This window comes from Cyclobacteriaceae bacterium, from assembly GCA_025808415.1.
GTDB lineage: Bacteria > Bacteroidota > Bacteroidia > Cytophagales > Cyclobacteriaceae > UBA2336.
Map to the genome: position 1 here is coordinate 2,850,799 of CP075525.1, position 20,422 is coordinate 2,871,220.

At 43.3% G+C, this 20,422-nt stretch carries 13 protein-coding genes; all 13 read right to left on the reverse strand.

Features of this window, described 5'->3' with window-relative positions; genetic code table 11:
* Window positions 1-29: 29 nt before the first annotated feature.
* Window positions 30-1,559, reverse strand: coding sequence for a gluconokinase (locus KIT51_12810; GenBank protein ID UYN85748.1), 1,530 nt, complete (start codon window positions 1,557-1,559; stop codon window positions 30-32).
* Complete coding sequence (locus KIT51_12815; protein ID UYN85749.1) at window positions 1,556-2,461, reverse strand: helix-turn-helix transcriptional regulator; 906 nt, start codon at window positions 2,459-2,461, stop codon at window positions 1,556-1,558. Before KIT51_12815 ends, KIT51_12810 begins: the two co-directional genes overlap by 4 nt.
* A gap of 35 nt (window positions 2,462-2,496) precedes the next feature.
* The gene (locus tag KIT51_12820) at window positions 2,497-4,419 is read right to left on the reverse strand and encodes an esterase (GenBank protein UYN85750.1); all 1,923 of its coding nucleotides are present in this window, start codon (window positions 4,417-4,419) and stop codon (window positions 2,497-2,499) included.
* A gap of 83 nt (window positions 4,420-4,502) precedes the next feature.
* Window positions 4,503-6,467, reverse strand: a complete 1,965-nt coding sequence (locus KIT51_12825; protein ID UYN85751.1) for a glycoside hydrolase family 97 catalytic domain-containing protein — start codon at window positions 6,465-6,467, stop codon at window positions 4,503-4,505.
* Window positions 6,467-8,041 (reverse strand): glycoside hydrolase 43 family protein, encoded by a 1,575-nt coding sequence (locus KIT51_12830; protein UYN85752.1) that lies wholly within the window; start codon window positions 8,039-8,041, stop codon window positions 6,467-6,469. Before KIT51_12830 ends, KIT51_12825 begins: the two co-directional genes overlap by 1 nt.
* A gap of 17 nt (window positions 8,042-8,058) precedes the next feature.
* Window positions 8,059-8,589 carry a hypothetical protein gene (locus KIT51_12835; GenBank protein UYN85753.1) on the reverse strand — a complete coding sequence of 177 codons (531 nt, stop codon included), beginning with the start codon at window positions 8,587-8,589 and terminating at the stop codon, window positions 8,059-8,061.
* A gap of 40 nt (window positions 8,590-8,629) precedes the next feature.
* On the reverse strand, window positions 8,630-9,787 hold the full coding sequence (locus tag KIT51_12840; protein UYN85754.1) for an esterase: 1,158 nt from the start codon (window positions 9,785-9,787) through the stop codon (window positions 8,630-8,632).
* A 35-nt stretch (window positions 9,788-9,822) separates the two neighbouring features.
* Window positions 9,823-12,279: a glycoside hydrolase family 95 protein gene (locus KIT51_12845; protein ID UYN85755.1), complete on the reverse strand. Its 2,457-nt coding sequence runs from the start codon at window positions 12,277-12,279 to the stop codon at window positions 9,823-9,825.
* Window positions 12,280-12,318: 39 nt separating this feature from the next.
* Window positions 12,319-14,937 carry a glycoside hydrolase family 3 C-terminal domain-containing protein gene (locus KIT51_12850; protein UYN85756.1) on the reverse strand — a complete coding sequence of 873 codons (2,619 nt, stop codon included), beginning with the start codon at window positions 14,935-14,937 and terminating at the stop codon, window positions 12,319-12,321.
* 166 nt (window positions 14,938-15,103) lie between these two features.
* Window positions 15,104-17,020: a glycoside hydrolase family 127 protein gene (locus tag KIT51_12855; protein ID UYN85757.1), complete on the reverse strand. Its 1,917-nt coding sequence runs from the start codon at window positions 17,018-17,020 to the stop codon at window positions 15,104-15,106.
* A 31-nt stretch (window positions 17,021-17,051) separates the two neighbouring features.
* Window positions 17,052-18,188, reverse strand: a complete 1,137-nt coding sequence (locus KIT51_12860) for a galactose mutarotase (GenBank protein ID UYN85758.1) — start codon at window positions 18,186-18,188, stop codon at window positions 17,052-17,054.
* Between the two features lie 12 nt (window positions 18,189-18,200).
* Entirely contained in the window at window positions 18,201-19,697 is a 1,497-nt protein-coding gene (gene araA, locus KIT51_12865) for an L-arabinose isomerase (protein UYN85759.1), read from the reverse strand.
* 21 nt (window positions 19,698-19,718) lie between these two features.
* Window positions 19,719-20,420 (reverse strand): L-ribulose-5-phosphate 4-epimerase, encoded by a 702-nt coding sequence (locus tag KIT51_12870; protein UYN85760.1) that lies wholly within the window; start codon window positions 20,418-20,420, stop codon window positions 19,719-19,721.
* Window positions 20,421-20,422 lie beyond the last annotated feature (2 nt).

Below are 20,422 nucleotides of genomic sequence, written 5' to 3' on the forward strand. Positions count from 1 at the left end.
GTTCAGTTGTGAAAAAAGTAAATGATTAATTATTGTTCGTTCTGGTAGTTTGAAATGGCCTCAAACTCATCGTAGAGTTTTGTGCTCAGGCGTTCGAAAATCGAAAAGTACTTTTCGTAAACTTTATGATTTTGCTTGTGGGGGGTGTATGCATTGGCTAATACAACTGAACGCGCAGCTTCATCGAGGCTTTTAAACAGCCCTATGTCAGTGGCGTATAGCAAAAATGCTCCCCGTGCAATATTGTCCGGATTTTCACCAACCGATACCGGTTTATTAAAAATATCAGCAATCATTTGCGAACAGAATGGTATTGAGGCAAAACTTCCGCTGGCCGTCAGGCTGTTTATATTCCGGTGCTCTTCAAGGGTTTTACCAATGCTGTAGATTTCGTATAGTATTCCTTCAATGGTTGCCCTTACAAAATGTTGTTTTTCATGCTTTATGTTGATGCCGAAGTAACTACCGCGGGCATTTGGATTCCAGATCGGAGCGCGCTCGCCTAAAAGATAAGGTAGGAAAAGCAGCCCTTCAGATCCGGCAGCAACTTCCATGGCTTCATGAATCAGGTTTACCATGGTATACTCAATATCAAACGGCCCTTTGAATACACCAAATTGTTTTGCAAACCATTCAAATATTACCCCGCCATTATTTGTTGGGCCACCGGAAACATAATCCTTCTCAGTCAATAAATAATTGAAAAAACGCTGTTTGTCATCTTGCAAAACTTTCTTCCCAACGATGCGCACAGCTCCACTATCCTCTACTGTAATCGTTGCTTTTCCTTCTTCCCACACGCCACCACCAAGGGTTGCCAGGCATCCATCACTTGAGCCTGTTATTATTTTAACATCGGCCGATAACCCTAAGGATTTCTGATACTCTCTTCTGATTTTTCCGGGAGAATGAAAAACAGGCACCAGGTCGGGCAGCTTATCGGATGTTATACCGGCAAAATCAAGTGACTTGCTTTCCCACGAAAGGTTATGGATATTCATTAAGCCAGTTGCTGAAGCCAGGCTATAATCAAGCACATAGCCATTTGTAAGTTGTTGGAGTATATAACTCTTAATTGACAAAAACTTATAGGTTTTTTTAAAACGTTCTTTATCATGCCGGCTTAACCAGGTGATTTTGATAAGTGGAGACATGGGGTGGATGGGTGTTCCAGTTGTATCGTATATCTCATTTCCAAGCTGGGATTTCCTTAATTCAGCTGCTTCTCTTTTACCCCGGTTATCTGCCCAGGTAATAGCATAACCCAACGGGGCACCATGCTTATCAATGGGTAAAACACTATGCATGGACGCACAAAAACAAATGGATATTACCTTGTAATTTCGGGCATGAATTTCCTCGTTAAGCAGGTTTTTCAATACATACAACATCGTAATAAACATCTGATCAGGATCTTGTTCACTGTGGTCAGGTTCAGCATGAAAGGTAGGATAGGAACCTTTCATCGAACCGATGACCTTTCCGCCTAAATCAAATGCCATTACACGCACAGCATTTGTACCTATCTCAACCGTAATAACACATTCCTTGTTGTTCATTTGTTTTGTTGATTATTTGAATAGTTCCTTTTCCTGAACTCACCCGGGGTATGGCCGGTAAGTTTTTTAAATGTTGTTGAAAAGTGTTGTGATGAATAAAAACCTGTGTCCAGTGCGATGTCGGTAAAATTTACTGTTGGTCGTTTCAGTAATCGTATAGCCTCAGATATCCTTATGTTGATCAGGTAATGAAGTGGTGTGAACCCTGTATAACGCTTAACTCTTTCTGTAAAGGCTGTTGTGCCTAACCCTACCAAAGCTGCCATTTCCTCCACCGTCCATTGACGGGCCAGGTTCTGACGCAAGGCTTGCTCAAGTTTCAGAAAAGTTTGAGGGAAATCCCTGCGCGAACCTGATTGACGGGTAGATTGCCTCGCGATGATAATCAGTAAAGAATCCAACAGATGGTTTACCCGTGTAACATAACCAATTTCCTGGCCAAAAATCTCAGACCGTATCTCCTGCAGTAAATCGCCTACCTCTTTTATTTTTAGCACGGGTAGATTGTTCAGCAGTAAGATTTTTCCAATAGTATGCTTTTCAGCATCAGAAAGGTGGCTCCATCTTCCGATAGCCATTCTTCCATCCGGGGATTTTTTTTCCACCATTAATTCCAGAAAAAAATAGGTGCCTATATCCTGATGGCCTTTGGCACCCCCCACTTCTTGTCCGGGAAGTACTACCGCTACATCGCCCGGAAAAAGTGAGTAGTACTCCTGGTCAATTGTCCATTCAAATCTTCCTTCTACAATAAAATATAAATTCAGCGTGGTAGTTTTTTCAGGAATAAATGATTCTAACTGAATGGTATTGTTTTTTCGGAGGCAAAACTCTCTTACATGTGGAAACAAATCCAGTACATCTGACGTACCTTGACGAAGTATAAACTGGTTTTGTTGCATGTGTAAATGTTACTGCATACTGGTTGATTGCACTGTTAATCAACAAACAATAAGGGCGCAAACCTGTACAGGTTATTTCGCCATACCGGCCAGGTGTGCCCTCCGGGATATTCATTGTAAGTATACCTGATATTCATCTCATCAAATTTTGATAACATAGCCTTGCAATTGTTATAGGCTATATCTTCTTTTCCACCCATGGCAATCCAAAATTGTTCCAGGTTAGTATTGATGGCTGAGGCATTTTCCTTCATGAAAGCATACTGGGGATCAGACAATGTAGGGTTATTTGCAAACCATCCCGAACTAAAAACACCTAGATATGAAAACATTTGATTGTTCTGTACACCGGCATGCAGGGTTTGTAAGCCACCCATAGACAAGCCGGCCAGGGCGCGGCTTTTAGGATCTGATTTGGCACGATAATTCTTTTCAACAAAAGGAATAACCACTTGCTTCAATTCATTTTCAAAAAGCTGCAAGGTACGTTCACCAAAATTTGCTATTCCACCACCACCTACATTGCCATCCATCATCACCACTAACATTGGTTTTGCCTTTTGTTCGGCAATCAGATTATCGAGGATTAAATCCGTTTTACCCTGTGTTGACCAACCCCGCTCATCTTCACCACCGCCATGCAGTAAATACAGGACAGGGTATTTTGTATTAGCATCATCATCATAACCGGGCGGTGTGTAAATGTAAAATCGCTTCCAGGCATTGAACACGGTTGAATAATACCTTCTCATTCTTACTTCACCATGCGGCACATCTTTCACTGCATAAAATGCCCCATTTTTCGAAGGGATTTCGATACCGGAAGCCATCCTTCCCATTCCGTAAAATGTTTCGCTGGCCGGATCAGCCAATGCTACACCTTCAATCAATAATGAATAGTAATGAAATCCTTCGCTGATGGTATCGGTAGTTACTGTCCAGAATCCTTCAGCATCTTTTACCATATCATATTTCTTTCCAAGATCAACTTGCACCGTCTGCGCATCGGGTGCTTTGATCTTGAACATCACCCGATTGTCGGGTAAAATCTGTGGGTACCGTGCTGACCGTACATTAGAAGATGCCGGCATACCCAACACGGTGAACGAAGGAAATACAGAAGGATCCACAGGCTTGAATAGAAATTGTGAAAACAGATAAAGGTCATTTTTCCATACTTTAAAGTCATGACCACCCGGCTCAACATAAAAAATATGAGGAACATCTTTCGCATACAGGTAATCATGTGTACGGCTGCTAAAGGAAATCAATCCATCCGCATCACCACACGAAATCCACAGCAATTTTAATTTTGGCTTCGCCTCTGCGGGGTTGGGAACGAGCTCTTCAGGTAACTTTGTATTTGGGGCAGATGAGAAACCACCAACCCAGGCAAACTTATCAAGGTTACCTAAACCAAAATTTAGCGACTGTCCCCCACCCATCGACAAGCCAGCGATGGCACGATGTTCCCGATCTTTATGGACCGGATAATTTTTTTCAATAAAGGGAATCAGATCATTGAGCAGGTCCTTCTCGAAAGTCGCAAAGGCCTGTACCCGCTCAGGCTCAAACACATTCCCTCCAGCACGATCATCCTTCATAGCCCTGCCATTAGGCAACACCACAATCATAGGCTCCAGTTTTTTGTCAGCATAAAGATTGTCGAAGATCACCTGCGGCTGGCCATGCTTCAACCATTCCTTCTCATCTCCACCAATACCATGCAACAGATAAAGAACCGGGTATTTTTTCTTCTTTGAATATCCGGGTGGTGTGTACATCAAAGCTTTTCGATTTACACCAACTGTTTTAGACGGATAAGAAACGGTATCAATCTTACCGTGAGGAACATCAGCCCTGAAAATATCAAAACCCTCCGGAGCTTGTTTTGCTACCTGGGCACAAAGCGGAGACCAACACATTAGAAGCAGTAGGAGAAAAATTATTCCTTTCATACACACGGGTTTAAGTACATTGATCGGACAAGAAACACTTATTAAAATATCTATTTTTTCATGCTATAATTTCCAATTAGGCTTTAATCATTGACCACTGCCACAAAACCATCATTTCCTTTTAACACAATATTCAGTTCTCCTGTAGCAGACAGGTTCACGAATGTTTCTGCAAATGATGGTTCGTCACTACTATTGCTTCCGTTTGCTATTAGTCGTGCGGTTCTGTTCTTGAGAAAAGACAAATCAAGTGTGAGTGACTTCTCTGTATTTTCTCCGTTAATTCCGGCTACATACCAGCTATCTCCCGCCTTTCTGGCAACCACAAATAACTTTCCCGGATAACCGTCAACAAATTTTACATCCTCCCAGTAGTCGGGTAGTTCTCTCAAAAAGTCTTTGACGTTATCTGGAACATGCGCCATTCCTTCAGGACTTTCAGCATAATGCTGTATTCCCGATAGGAAGATTACTGAAGTAGCCAATTCAAAAGCCGCAGTAGTTATACGCCTTATACGGGGAATTTCATACAGGTTCATCGGTGTAAAATCCATCGGATCAAAAGCATTCCTGACAAGCGCTGACATTACAGAATGTTCAGGGGCTTTATCCGCAGAATTTTGTCCAAACGTTATCATTTCATAGCCAAACACCGCTTCAACCGTCATCAAGTTGGGATAGGTACGGTGCAGGCCTCTGGGTAATGTGGCCCCGTGAAAATTTACGAGCAGATGATTCGCGGCAGCATCTTCGAGGATATCCTGATAATAGTTGATCATAGATTGTCCATCGCCTGAGAAGAAGTCTATCTTAACTCCCTTGATACCCATTTCGCGTAAACGACCAAATTCGTTCATCCGGTCTTCATGCGTGAGCAATTTATCCTTGGGCGTAAACTTAACTGTGTTCCAGTCACCAGCGGAATTATACCAAAGCAGTAACCCAACATTTTTACTTTTGGCATATTCGGCAAGTATCCTCACTGAATCGTAGCCCATTAACTTATCCCACGTTGCATCCAGCAGACAATATTGCCAGTTCATATCAGCTGCGAAGTCAACATATTTTTTTTGAACTTTAAATACCGTTGAATCGTCTTTCTTCAATATCCAACTCCATGATGCCTTTCCGGGCTTTATAAAATCTGTATCCATCTTTAAAGCGGGCAAAGCCAGATCGGTGCCCAGCGTTGATTCTGCTATTGTTTTCAAATCTCCGATTACGATAATTCTCCAGGGCATTTTCCACGGAAGTGTTGATTCAGGATTCAACGCACCATTGGTAAACACTTCGGGCGCTTGTGGAAAATTAATCTTGTATTCATGATCAGGTGAATATTGTTGAAGCGCTGTGCCGCAATAAGTTCGGTCTAACGCAGCTTCCGTAATCAGCATCCACGTGTTATTGTATTTAAACAAAGCAGGATACACCCAGCCATTTTTTGTGGTAGATGGTGTGCCTGTTTCTATCTCCATCATATAATGTGCTTCATAGGATGGATTGGTATGCTCCCACCCGGTTTGTGCTTCGGCTTTTGGTTGAAGCCAGGCTCTTGTTCCTTCAAAGAAACGAAAGCTTGTTTCTTCAGAAATAATTTTTCGTACATCTGACGATGTCTCAGGAAATTCATAACGAAACGCAACACCATCATCGAATACCCGAAAAGTGATGTTCATTTTCTTTCCGGATGACGATTTTGTTTCAATGATTCTTTCGGTGGCCGTGTATGTGATGCTTTTCTTCTTGGCGGTAAGCATGCTGTAACTGTCGCTCACCACCACGGGTGAAGAAGCCTTTGTTACTGTCAGATTTGTTGAAAAATCTTCGTCATCTCGAATCAGACCCAACTTCGATTCCCGCAAACCCGATTCACCTTTATACACAATACTGTAAACCAGTTTTTCAGAATCGACAGTAACCACAATATTTTTGTCTGGACTGGTAATTGTCAAGTGTTCATCCACTTTCCGGTTACATGCAAACACAACCATTGCCAAAAGAATGAGCACCAGTTTGTATTCCCTTAAAAGTGTACTGATTGCTTTCATCACTTCATTTGGTTTGATCTTCGGTCTTCAATCCGGAAGTAGTCAAAATCAACAAATCCTCCCACTTCTTTGGCTGCATAGTTGAACAATCCAAAACGGTAGCCCATAAAATGCGGTAAGGTGTAGGACATTTTAAGTTGTTGGCCGATGTGCTTCCATGATTTCCCGTCAAGACTATAAAAGAACTCTGCTGTGTCGGCTTTATCGTTGAAATTGCATTCAGCTTTCAGGTAAATTATATTCTGCGAAAGCGGAACGCGTTCCATCTCCACCGGTTTTTCCGATTCGGCACTGATCATCACGATAGATTTCAAACCGTTCTCGAACCTGACACCTACTTGGCCATATCTTTTTTGGAACAGTGTCAAGCCTGCAAAATCTCCGTCTTTCATTTTAGATACATCAACACGAGTATATGCTGTGCACTCAGGCCCGATGGTGCGTTGGGTAAGCATATTTTTTACCATGTAAAATGAAGTATCAACTCGACCAGTTGTAAGTCGGAAGAAACCTTTTCTTTCACTCAGCGACCAATTTTTTTTGTCAGGGTTGTGGTTCCACTGCCATACCAATGGCAACTCACGATCACCTTTTTTGCGCGTAAATTCATCCGAAGCAACTATGCCAAGAATTATACTCTTGTTCGCAGGCAGATCAAGCTCTTCAGGAACTTTTCCATCAATCCCGAGAACTGGCCAGCCATCCTCCCACTTCATAGGTACCAGGTAAGGTATGCGACCAACCGCTCCGTAGTCGCGAAACAAGTATGAATACCAGGTGCCGTCAGGTGTATCAATCAAACCACCTTGTGCTACACCGAGATCTTGCAAAGCCAAACGGCCCTCCCACGGACCTGTTATATTATCGGCCCGGTGAATAATAACCGTACGCATACCACCTCTCGGCCAAGTGATGTTAAATAGATAATATTTTCCATTCACTTTAAACAACTGCGATCCTTCCGCGCCAAGCATAATATTGTCCCCGGCAGGAGCACTTGCATTTTCAATAAGTACCCGCTCTTCTGTTCCTGGCTTTACAGCTGATGCATCAGCCGTGAGCTCCACCATCTTAAGTTTTGAAACACCATAAATCAAATACACACGACCATCTTCAAAGAACAAGGTGTGATCATGATAAGACGGACTAAAAGATGAAACTTTCCATGGACCCTTTTCAATGTCCTTTGTTGTGAAGATGTAAGTCTTGCCCGTAGTGCTGGAAAATGTACTTACATAATACGTGTTGTTGTGATACCGTATACAACTTGCCCATGAACCTCTTCCATACATGCTTTTGCCATTGTCGAGATTCACTGCATCAATACTACTTAGTGTATCATAAGCATAATTGATCAAGTTCCAGTTCACCAAGTCATTTGATTTCATAATGGGCACACCCGGATTCATGTGCATGGTGGTGCTACTCATGTAATAGGAATCACCCACACGCACGATGGACATATCGGGAACATCGGAAAAGATGATGGGATTTTTAGCCTGCTGACCATTGGAATGGTTTGCTTTTAGAAGAAAAGCGACCCAGAGAAAACCTAAAATAACGCTTGATCTCATCTTCGATTAAGTGTTAATTATACAATTATAAAATAATACCTGAGAATTGCAACTGGATATTTTTTCTTACCATTCGCATCAAAGCCGGGTGGTGTATAAACAAGTAGCTGTCGGGTTGTGCCTAATGTCTTCGAATCATAATAGCAATACGAGACTTTGCCGTGGGGAACATTCTGCAAAGAATGGATGAGTGGTTTATCGCCCGGAACATCCACAATGCTGCGCTTGAAGCGCTCATTGGCAAAAATGTAGGAATTGTTCGGATCTGCCATCTGTACACTATCCACCCAGAAACTATAGGGATAAATATCAGGCGTTACAGGCGACACGGTTACACTCCACACACCTGAAGTATCTCTCTTCATCGCCACTGGCGATTTCAAAAACTCGCCACTCACGTACACGCGCTGCGCAGTGCGGTTGTAGTATTTGAATGTGATACTCTTGTCTGCATTCACCTCTGGTGAGCTGATGGCTGGTGGCCTCGGGGGTTGAGCTACAAGGGTTAAGGAAAGCAGGGTTAACGTAAGTATATGTATTGATTTCATAGTTTAACAATTAATGTCATTGGATTGAGTTATGATGGAATTACTTAAAAAGCAGCTGAGCTGTTTCAGCCACATACGTTTTCACGTTCATCCACGTGTGCCCGCCAGGTGTTATCAGGCTTTTGTGGTTCACGTTTTTCAATTTCAGATAATCCAAAAATTCAACAGTTGGTTTATAAAGAAAGTCTTCATCGCCCACGCTCACCCAAAGCAATTTCAACTGTTTGTTGGTAACGTCTGAATTTTCACCAATGTGCTTAAATGTGTTCTCCATTTCAGGTGTTGACAGGTAAGCGCTGTAACAACAGATCCACGAGAACTTATCCATGTTGCCGAAAGCAGTGCGTAACGTTTGCCCACCACCACGAGAAAAGCCCCCGATAGCACGGCTGTCTTTGTTTGGAATAGCGCGATAGTTTTTTTCGATATATGGGATAATATTATTGACCAAATCTGTCTCAAAAAGTTTAGCACGCTTAATTGCATCTTCACTATCCCTGCCCATCTGGTCGGCTGGTTTAGGTTTGCCTTGTTGCTCAGCGATTCTGGCAAGTGGATTTCCATAAGGCATCACCACAATCATGGGTTTGGCTTTTCCTTCGGCAATGAGATTATCCAGAATCAAATTGGTTCGACCAACTTTGAAAAATGTTTCTTCGGTATCGGTTGTGCCGCTGATTAAATAAAATACCGGGTACTTGGTTGACGATGCTTTATTGTATCCCGGTGGTGTGTAAACCACAACTGAACCTGTGCTGCCTTCCACAGAAGGATAATATTCATACGAAACAGTGCCATGCGGAACATTCCTCATGGCATGAATCAATGGAGTTTCTCCCGGAACATCTACCAAACTTGCCTTGAAGCGCTCATTCGGAAAGTAGGCTACGTTAGCCGGATCCATCACCGTTACGCCATCCACCTGAAAAGAATATGGATAAATATCAGGAGTAATTGGGCCAACGGTGGTGCTCCAGATTCCAAGGGAGTCACGCGTCATCTCTACCGGTGATTTCAGAAACTGCCCGCTAAGCTTTACGACTTTCGCCAAAGGCGCCAGATACCTGAACGTAACGGTTTTATCTGTATTCACTTGCGGAGATATGACAAAAGGCCCTCGCGGCTGAGCCCATGAAACAACTGAAATGCAGAGCATCGTCCAGATAAACAAAACGCCTGCGATGGTCTTTCTATTCATATTCTGCTGATTTATGATATTCATTACTTATGGTGTTAGTTGGCTGTTAGCGTATATAGTTTTCCTTTTTGCGTTGGTAAATCATACAAAAACGTATTGCGTGGTTGTGGTGGCGTTAGGGCCGCCCGCGGTGATACAACAGGTGCAGCTATTTCGTCAGCTTGAAAAAATTCATTCGGATTTTTGCCAATAGCTTTCGCCAATACTCCACCATTCCACTTCATTTCATTGGAAACTCTCAGCCGAAGATTACCGCCTAACGTTGACTTGATAACAACCTTCACCACCTTTGCATCTTTCCATTGCAATTCCACCACCTCAAAACCACCGCGGGCACGCAAACCGAAAATGCTGCCCGTTGGCCAGCCATCCGGAAGGGCCGGGATAAGGTCAATCGCATCATTGGCACTTTGCATCAGCATTTCAGCAATACCGGAAGTGCATCCAAAGTTTCCATCAATCTGGAAAGGCGGGTGAGCATCAAACAAGTTGTTGTAGGTTCCACCTCCTTCAGGCATAGTGCCGGCAGGGGTGAGTTGATTTTGAATGAGTTTGAAAGCATGGTTACCATCCAGCAATTTTGCCCACCAGTTTACTTTCCAACCCATGCTCCATCCGGTAGAAACATCTCCGCGATGAAGCAATGTTGTTTTTGCCGCGCTGCATAACTCCGGTGTTGTGTAAGGCGAAATCTGGTTGGAAGGATACAATCCATATAAGTGCGAAATATGTCTATGGTGATCATCAGGATCATCAATATCGTCCAGCCACTCCTGCAATTGCCCATGCTGGCCGATATGCATGGGTGCCAAGCGGCTACGCATTTGCTTCAGTGTATCAACAAAGGCTTCATCTTTCTTCAAAATTTCTGCGGCACGAATGGTTGAACTGAATACATCGAACACAAGCTGATTGGTCATGGTAGTGCCAACATCTAATGAAGAACCCTGGTGAGCCTTGGGTGCATTCTCGGGTGACATGTCAGGATTAACAACCAGCCAACCATAGGCTGGATGCTCAATCAAAAAATCGACAAAGAAAGTTGCCGCACCCTTTATTGCTGGGTAAGCCGATGCGAGATATTCCTTGTCGCCATTGTACAGGTAATGTTCCCACAAATGTTGACTCAACCATGCACCTCCACAAACCCATGCACCCCAGAAGGCCGCGTCAACCGCACCGGTGGCACGCCAAAGGTCAGTGTTGTGATGCGCCATCCAGCCACGTGCACCGTACATCACCCGCGTGGTTTCCTTTCCGGTTTCAGACAGATCTTTAACCATCTGGAGAAACGGTTCATGCAATTCCGAAAGATTTGTTTTCTCCGCTGGCCAGTAATTCATCTCTGCATTGATGTTGATGGTGTACTTACTGTCCCACGGGGGCTTCATTTTGTTATTCCAGATGCCTTGCAGGTTAGCAGGTTGTCCCCCGGGTTGTGAAGATGAGATCAATAAGTACCGGCCATATTGAAAGTAAAGTGTAACAAACTGTGGATCATTCGCTGAAGCAAAATTCTTCAGGCGTTCATCAGTAGGTAGTTTAGCCGCATCTGTAACACCAAGATCAAGCTTTACGCGATTGAAATAATGCTGGTATGCTTTGATATGAGCCTTTGCAAGGTTGTCAAAAGATTTTAAGAAAGCAGTATTCATCTGCTCACTAGCACGACTATGCTCATCACCACTAATATCCTGATAGTTACTAAAGTTCGTAGCAATGGAAATGTAAATAGTTACTGAATTTGCCTCGTTAACTATAATTGCCGTATCATTGGCAGTTAGTGCTCCACCTTCAGGTTTGATGCGTGATAATCCTTTAAACCGGACCTTGCCTTCCACACCTTCATGATCAGTTGTTGTACCGGATATGATTAATTCATTATCCGGTGATGTTTGTGTTGTCGCTCTTGGTTGTGGTGTGCTGAATGAAGCAGTGAACGAAATACTTTTTGGTTTACTTGCTGTTAAGCGTAGCACTACCACACGATCCGGTAATGAAGCAAATGCTTCACGCTTATACGTGATATCGCCTACGGTGTATTCCGTTTTTGCAACTGCCTGCTCAATGTCGAGTTCTCGATAATAATTCTTGTATTGTTCGTGATCAGGAAATGAAAGGTGAAGGCTACCCACAGGCTGAAACATCTGCCCATGTGATTTTTTTGAGATGATTACTTTGTTGGCAAGTTGTTCAGCTTCCTTTTGGCGACCTTCAAAAATTAGTTTACGGATTTCAGGAAGAGCAGCCAGTGCCACAGGATTATCATTCCGGTTCGGACTCCCGCTCCACACGGTATGCTCATTCAACTGGATTGTTTCTTTCTCAACGTTTCCATAAACCATAGCACCCAATCGGCCATTACCTATGGGTAACGCGTTTTCCCATACATCACCAGCAGGTTTATTGTACCATAGCTTTAAAGGGCTTCTGCTTTCCGAACAGCCAAGCATAACCAGAAAAACCAAAGCAAATGGTAACACTAACTTCATTAAACTATAGTTATACTATATATCTAATTCAAAACCGCTCTATTGCATTTTAATCTTTTCAACTTTCAGATCCATTTTATCTGAACTGTTCCCATACAACACCTCGTACTCTCCAGGAACTATCCTCATCTTACCACTTGCCCGGTCAAAGAACTCAAAGGAAGAAGCAGGAAGTTCTAGTGAGGCTTCTACAGTTTTGCCGGCAGCAACCGTAACACGTTGAAATGCCCGTAATGTTTTTAGCGGACCATCAACATCGTTTACCTTACGCACATACACCTGTACGATTTCTGTTCCGTTCATTTTGCCTGTATTCGATACAGGTACAATCAATCGTGTAGACCCGTTCGTTGGAATCACATTCGATGTAAGCCTACCCTTACCAATGTTGAATTTTGTATAGCTTAATCCAAAACCGAACGGAAAGAGTGCATCGGACATGAAGCGATAGGTACGTCCCTTCATGGAATAGTCTTCAAAATCTGCCAATTGTGTAGTGTCTCTATAAAATGTTATAGGAAGTTTTCCTGATGGATTATAGTCACCAAACAAAACATCGGCTACAGCTTGTCCTCCCGATTCACCTCCGTACCATGCTTGAAGTATTGCATCAGAACTCTGCGTTTCAGGCACTAACCCGATAGCCGAACCGGAACAGTTTACAAAAATCACTTTCTTCCCTGCTTTCTTCAATTCATTCAGGCAATTGCGTTGCACAAGTGGCAGTTCTATATCGGTGCGATCGCCACCTTTAAATCCCGGAAAGGATACCGGCATCTCTTCTCCCTCCAGTTGGGTTGATAGCCCCCCCACAAACACAACCACATCAATACCTTGCAGTTTATTAATGAGATCGGTGAAATCAACATCTACCTCTCTGCCAAAATTAAATTCAATGTTAGCCTGCCAGTTGTTTAACTGAGCATAGTGAACCTCTATCTTATATTTCTTTCCTTTCTCAACTTTGTAAGGATGGCGTGATGGCAGTGTTCGCCAATTGCTATACTCTACCAGCTTTTCACCATTAACCAGCAAAGCGAAATACCCGGTGGCGCCAAACTTGAAAACGATCTCTTCATCCTGAGTTGCTTCAAACTCCGTTTCATATTTTCCCGAAAAACCAAGTAGCTTAACACCTGATGCAAATTCATGCTGGCCTGCGGTAGTTAATTTAATCGGATCAGTGATCTGTTGAGTGGCTACGATATCACCCGTTCGATCACCATTATTCCAGTAAGTAGCCTTGATTCCTTTCTTACCCTCAAGCGATGATTTCGAAAAGTAGCTCTCTGTTACTTTATCCTCTACCAGGTCGCACGCCTTATCATACACTATTTTATCGGGCGATAATTTTGAAACGATACCATCCAGAATGGTTATGGTACGCACCGGGCGTCCATTATAATTACCCCACAGCATAGGGGCATCATTTGCATTCGGTCCGATTACCGCAATTCGCTTATTGGATTTTTTTAAGGGCAGGATGTCATTCTTATTTTGAAGAAGTGTCATGGACTCCCGTGCCATATCCAGGGCGAATTTTCGGTGCTCGTCATTATTAATAATGGAAGCGGGAATTTTGGTCCAGGGTACCAGCTCGTCATCATCCATTTCACCCAAATCAAACCGACCGATTAAAACACGCATCAGGCGAATATCAATTTCCTCTTCGGTGATTAAACCTCTTTCAACAGCCGCAGGTAGCTCTTTATAATTATGGTTATTCCATTGGCATTCAACATCGGTTCCTGCCAACACACCTTTAGCCGCAGCATGAACCGGTGTAGATGAAACATGATGACTGGAATAAAAATCCCCAATCGCTCCGCAATCAGACACAACAAGATGCTTAAATCCCCATTGGTCACGGAGAATGTTCTGCAACAATCGCGTGCTTCCACAACACGGCTCATCCTCTAACCGCTGATAAGCGCACATCACCTGGCGCACATCAGCTTCTTGCACCAGCGACTTAAAAGCAGGAAGATAGGTTTCCCACAAGTCCCTCGGATCAATATTGTTAAGATTGAGTTCATGACGGCTCCACTCCGGACCCGAGTGTACAGCATAGTGTTTCGCACAGGCCAGCAACTTTTTATACTTCGAATCTTCAGGGCCTTGCAAGCCCCGTACCACGGAAACACCCATGCGCGAAGTCAGGTATGGATCTTCACCATAGGTCTCCTGACCTCTGCCCCATCGCGGGTCTCTGAAAATGTTAATATTAGGTGTCCAAACCGAAAGGCTGAGAAAACGTCTGTTCTCTTCGCCTTTGCGCCTCGCTTCCTGGTAGCGCGCACGGACTTCATCGGATGTGGCGTTAAATATTTTGTAGACCAATTCATCGTTAAAAGAAGCAGCCATGCCTATCGGCTCCGGAAAAACAGTAACATCATTGTTGTTTGCAAGACCATGCAGGGCTTCACTCCACCAGTTGAATTTTTTAATTCCCAGGCGCGGAATGGCGTCTGATACATCACACATCAATGCTGCCTTTTCTTCCAACGTTAGTCGAGTGATCAAATCTTTTGCTCGTTGCTCAGAAGTTAATGCTGGATCCTGAAAAGGAAACCTTTGAGCAATCACTGCACCTGAACCAAATACTAATGCGATGGCAAGTAATGTGTTGTAAACAAACCTGGCTAGAAGCCATCTCAAAAAAAGAAAGTGCGTCATTGCGAGGAAGCCTGCCTGCCGGTCAGGCAGGGAACGACCGAAGCAATCCCGCTTTTTACTTTGAAATGGGGACTGCTTCGCTGCCGCTCGCAAGGACGGTTGCATTTTTGAAATGGTTTCGAATATTTTCATTTTGTCAACTATTGGTCTATTGTGTCGAATCCGAATAGGGCCAATACATGATGTACCGGGCACCATGTATTTGATAAAAAGGAGTAAGTTTTAAGTTTCGATACGATTCAGGTAAAGCCAAGCCTGTCATTGAAACAACAAGTGATTCTTCGCCAATCTGTGCAGTAAGTTTTTGCGAAAGGTTTTCCGGTGAACCAATCAACACTGGTGTATTCTCCAAAGGATACTTTCTACCACCGGCCACATGACCCATCCGACTATCGTCAGCGAATAAGCCATCAAGCGCTGTTGTATCTGTTTTAGCCACGAGAACAACCGGACCATAGAGAAATGATACCCACGATGACTTGTCAGGGAGCTGCTCTGTAGTAATCTTCATTGGAAGTTTCACAGCTACCTTATCACCATCATACCAGGTTCTGTTAACAACAGCGTACCCATTCTCAGAAGGAAACTCTGTTGGTTCCTCATCATTAATGCTTACCAACAACTTACCGCCAGCAATCCAATTCGGTACACGGATCAATACGTTAAACTTTTTCGGTTTGCTGATTTTCAACAACAGCGTGCTCTCTTCTTCAAAAGGAAAACGGGTTGACTGTTTAATATGAATTTCATTTTCACTCCAGTCGAGTTCAGAAGCTATAAAAAGGTTTACCAAAACATCATCACCACGATGGGCATAGATTATTTCACCATACTTGGCGTGGTTTTCCATTCCTGACCCCACACAACACCACATGCCCTGATGCGGCTGTGAATACACACGATAATGATTCGGTCGGATTGGGGTAAAGTATACAAAGCCCCCACCTGGATGTTGTGAGGATAAAATATGATTGTACAGGGCCCGTTCGTAAAAATCGATGTAGGATGAAAGGCCTGAAATTTCCCAGAGTCCCTTTGTAAGACGAAGCATGTTGTAGGTATTGCAGGTTTCTGGGCCTTGTTCCGATTCCAGCATGGATGAAAAATTATCAATGGGATTAAAATGCTCCCGTACACTGTTGCCACCAAAGGCAATAGATCGGTTTTGTGCAACGGTCTTCCAGAAAAAATCAGATGCACTCGTCCATGAAGTATCTCCGGAAAACATACCAGCTTTCAAAAAACCAACCACTTTAGGAATTTGTGTATTGGCATGAAGGCCGGTAAGGGAATCGTGCTCGTTAAGTAATGGATCAAGAATAAGACTATGCGACATTTTCCTCGCCATTTCCAGGTAGATGGAATCGCCTTCAATACTGAACAGGTCGGCAAATACTTCGTTTATGCCACCATGCTCACTCTTAAGCATCAATTGAAACTGTTCTTCAGTAAGCTGTTTTGTCGTATTGATCCACCAATCAGAAAGATTCTTCCACATCAATAACGCTTTCTCATTGCTTGTGTATACATAAGCATCCTTGAGTCCTGCAAAAATTTTATGAATGTTATACAACGGAACCCATCCGCCATTAAGCGAAAAGGATTCAGCCTGGATTTCTCCTGCAGAAATTTCTTCCCATATCCTTTTCCCATTTGGAATACCACCTACATAACCGTTGCCATTGGCTTGCTGGCATTTCTCCAGCCAGTCGATGGCGTAGTCAAGTCGCTTTTTGATTGAATCATTTCTTGTAGCACTGTACATCATAGCCAATGCCGACAGATAATGCCCTCCGATATGTCCGTTCAGTCCTGTACCCTCCCAATTGCCATAGCCGGGTTTTATAGGTTCGAGCCCAGCATCAATTAGAAATGGTGCCAATAACTTGTCGGCATCCAGTTCAAGAATATACTTGAGATCGGTTTGTTGAGCTTCCTTGAATGGACCATCAAGCAATTTTACTTTATCGAGTGAGAACAGCTCAATACTTTCGTCTGATTTTTTCTTTTGTGATGAACATGCAATCAACACAAAGATTAATCCTGAAAATATGACTTGCTTCAACGCTTTCATTTTAGTCTACCATAAAGCAGCGTTACTTAATGGAAAATTTCGTGACCGTCTTAGTTCTGTATTCTTCGCCAGGATTCAGTGTAGTGGTAGGGAAGTCAGGACGATTCGGTGAATCGGGATAATGTTGCGTTTCCAGGCAGAGCCCTGTTCTGTAATTGTAAACCACACCACCTTTTCCGGTTATTGTTCCATCAAGAAAATTTCCTGAATAAAACTGGATACCCGGCTCGGTAGTGAATATTTCCATGAAGCGGCCACTACCCGGATCAAACAATGAAGCAGCAAAGTTTAGAGCATCACCAGATTTATTAATAATCCAGCAATGATCATAGCCACCACCATTTTTTAATTGAACATGGTCTGCTTCAATGTCCCTGCCAATAGTTTTTGATTTAGTAAAATCAAAAGGAGTTCCTTGCACACTTTCCGGCTGTAAGGGAATTAACGTACTGTCAACGGGCAAGTATTCACTGGCATTGATAACCAACTCATGCCCTAGTATATCCCCAGGCATTCCGGTTAAGTTATAGTAAGCATGATTGGTCAGGTTTACAATGGTCTTCTTATCCGTTGTAGCAAAATATTCAAATGTTAATGTGTTGTCATCACCCAATATGTAGTTAACGGTAATATCAAGGTTTCCCGGATAGCCTTCCTCCATATCCTTGCTTCTGTACGTTAGCTTTAATCCAACTGTATTTTCTGTAGAAATTGATTCGGCATTCCAGACTACTTTATCATATCCAACATTACCTCCGTGCAGGTGGTTGCCGATATTGTTTTGTGCCAATTCATATTGAACGGAATCAAGCGTGAACGTTCCCTTTGCGATACGATTTCCATAGCGACCAATGATCGCACCGAAGTATGGATTTTGCTCCAGGTAACCTTCGAGATTATCATACCCCAATACCACATCAGCAAACTTTCCATCACGGTCTGGTAATTTCAGCGAGGTGATAATTCCGCCATAGGTAATCACTTTCATTTCAATACCATTGGCATTGGTCAGCGTGTATTGCTCTATTGCCGTGCCATCAGGCATTACTCCAAAGGAACCGCGTTGAACAGATTGTGCTGATTTCTTTTTCGTATCGCAGGCAAGCACGAAAACAAAAAGCAGAGCAAATACCAGTGTACTTTTTGTACTTTTTCTCATATCAAGAATATTTTAACAGTGATGTTGAAAGATGTGGTAGTAGACTTCATTCCACTTTAGCTTTTCATTGAACTCGCGCATATTGGTGTCCTTATCAATAATCACCAGCTCAATACCAGCCATGTCAGCGAAGTCTTCAATAAATTGAGTTGTAATGGCTTTACTGAATACCGTATGATGCGCACCTCCTGCCAGTATCCACGCTTGTGCCGCACGATTAAGGTCGGGATAGGGTTTCCACAATACTCTTGCCACAGGAAGTTTAGGAAGATCATGTTCGGGCCGCACAGCCTCCACCTCATTCACCAATAACCTGAACCTGTTGCCAAGATCAATGAGCGACACATTTATAGCCGGACCTGAATCCACATCGAACACTAACCTTGCGGGATCTTCTTTTCCCCCAATACTTAATGGATGAACTTCGCAACGCGGTTTTCCATTTGCTATGGAAGGGCAAATTTCAAGCATGTGTGCACCTAAAACTGTGGAGCTTCCGTTTTGGAAATTATAAGTGTAGTCCTCCATAAACGAACTTCCACCTGCAAGTCCCTGATCCATTACTTTGACAGCACGCAACAATGCAGCGGTTTTCCAATCGCCCTCAGCGCCAAAACCAAATCCATTCTGCATTAAACGTTGTGATGAAATTCCCGGAAGTTGTTTAAGGCCGTGAAGATTTTCGAACGTATCGGTAAAGGCATGGAAGTTTCCATTGTTCATAAATGCACGAAGCCCCAACTCAATACGCGCGGCATCTTTCAATGACTGGCTTGATTTTACCGATGCTGAAACTTCATAGGTATCGATGTATTCTTTTACAAGCTTTGCTGTATCCTGATCAGAAACTTCGTCTACAAATTTTACAAGATCACCCACACCATAACCATTCACCGAAAGACCCCATTGGATCTGTGCTTCTACTTTATCGCCTTCTGTAACAGCAACTTCGCGCATGTTGTCGCCAATGCGCGCCACGCGTGTATGTTGAAAGGCATGCCAGCCCGCAGCAACGCGTGTCCAGTTGGCAAGTTGTAAAATGGTTTGCGGATCTTTCCAATGCCCAACAATTACCTTTCTTCTTTTGCGCATGCGGCTCACCATAAAACCAAATTCACGGTCGCCATGGGCGGATTGGTTTTCATTCATAAAATCCATGTCGATTTCACTCCACGGAATTTCAGCATTGTATTGGGTGTGCAGGTGAACAAACGGCTTGTTTAAAATTTTCAAGCTGTTGATCCACATTTTGGCGGGTGAGAAGGTATGCATCCAAAGCACAAGCCCGATGCACTTCGCTTCGTTGTTCGCTTGTCGGAAAACCTTTAAAATTTCGTCAGGTGTTTTAACAACAGCCTTGTACTTTATACTTACCGGAACTGTAGAATTGCAGTCGAACGATTTGGCGATCTCTTCAGCATGCGTAGCAACATTGCGCAGCACCTGGTCGCCATACAAATGCTGGCTGCCGGTGATAAACCAAACCTCATAGTGTTTCAAGGTATTCATATATATAATAGAGATATCATTTTACTTTTGCCCATAGTAGGCGTCTTTACCGTGTTTTCGTTGATAGTGTTTTTCGATCAGGGCGTCCTTCAAACGAGGGGCGTCCGGGTTAATGGATAAGGTGATGTATGCCATGCGCGCGAGTTCTTCGAGTAGCTTTGAATTGAATACAGCCTTTTCGGCATCTTTGCCCCAGGTAAACGGACCATGATTACCGATCAAGATCATCTCCACTTCCTTGTAATCCAGTTTCTTCTCAGCAAAGCAATCCAGTATTTGCTGACCGGTGTTGTACTCGTAATCGCCTTTGATCAGTTCATCACTCATCGGGGCAGCACAAGGAATATCATGAGTAAGATAATCGGCATGGGTTGTACCCATAATGGGGATATCGCGCTGAGCCTGTGCCCACGAAACGGAATACGTTGAATGTGTATGACAAATCCCACCGATTTCTTTCCAATGCTTATACAAAAACGCATGTGTTTTGGTATCGGATGATGGGCGCATAGAGCCTTCGATAATGTTGTTATCAAAATCAACAATAACCATATCATCCGCCTTAAGTACATCATATGCAACGCCACTCGGCTTAATGGCAAACACACCTTTCCTACGGTCGGTAGCGCTCACGTTACCAAACGTATAGATTACCAGTTGCAACTCCGGCAATTTCATGTTTGCTTCATAGCACTTTTCCTTAAGGTCGCGAAAATCTGACATAT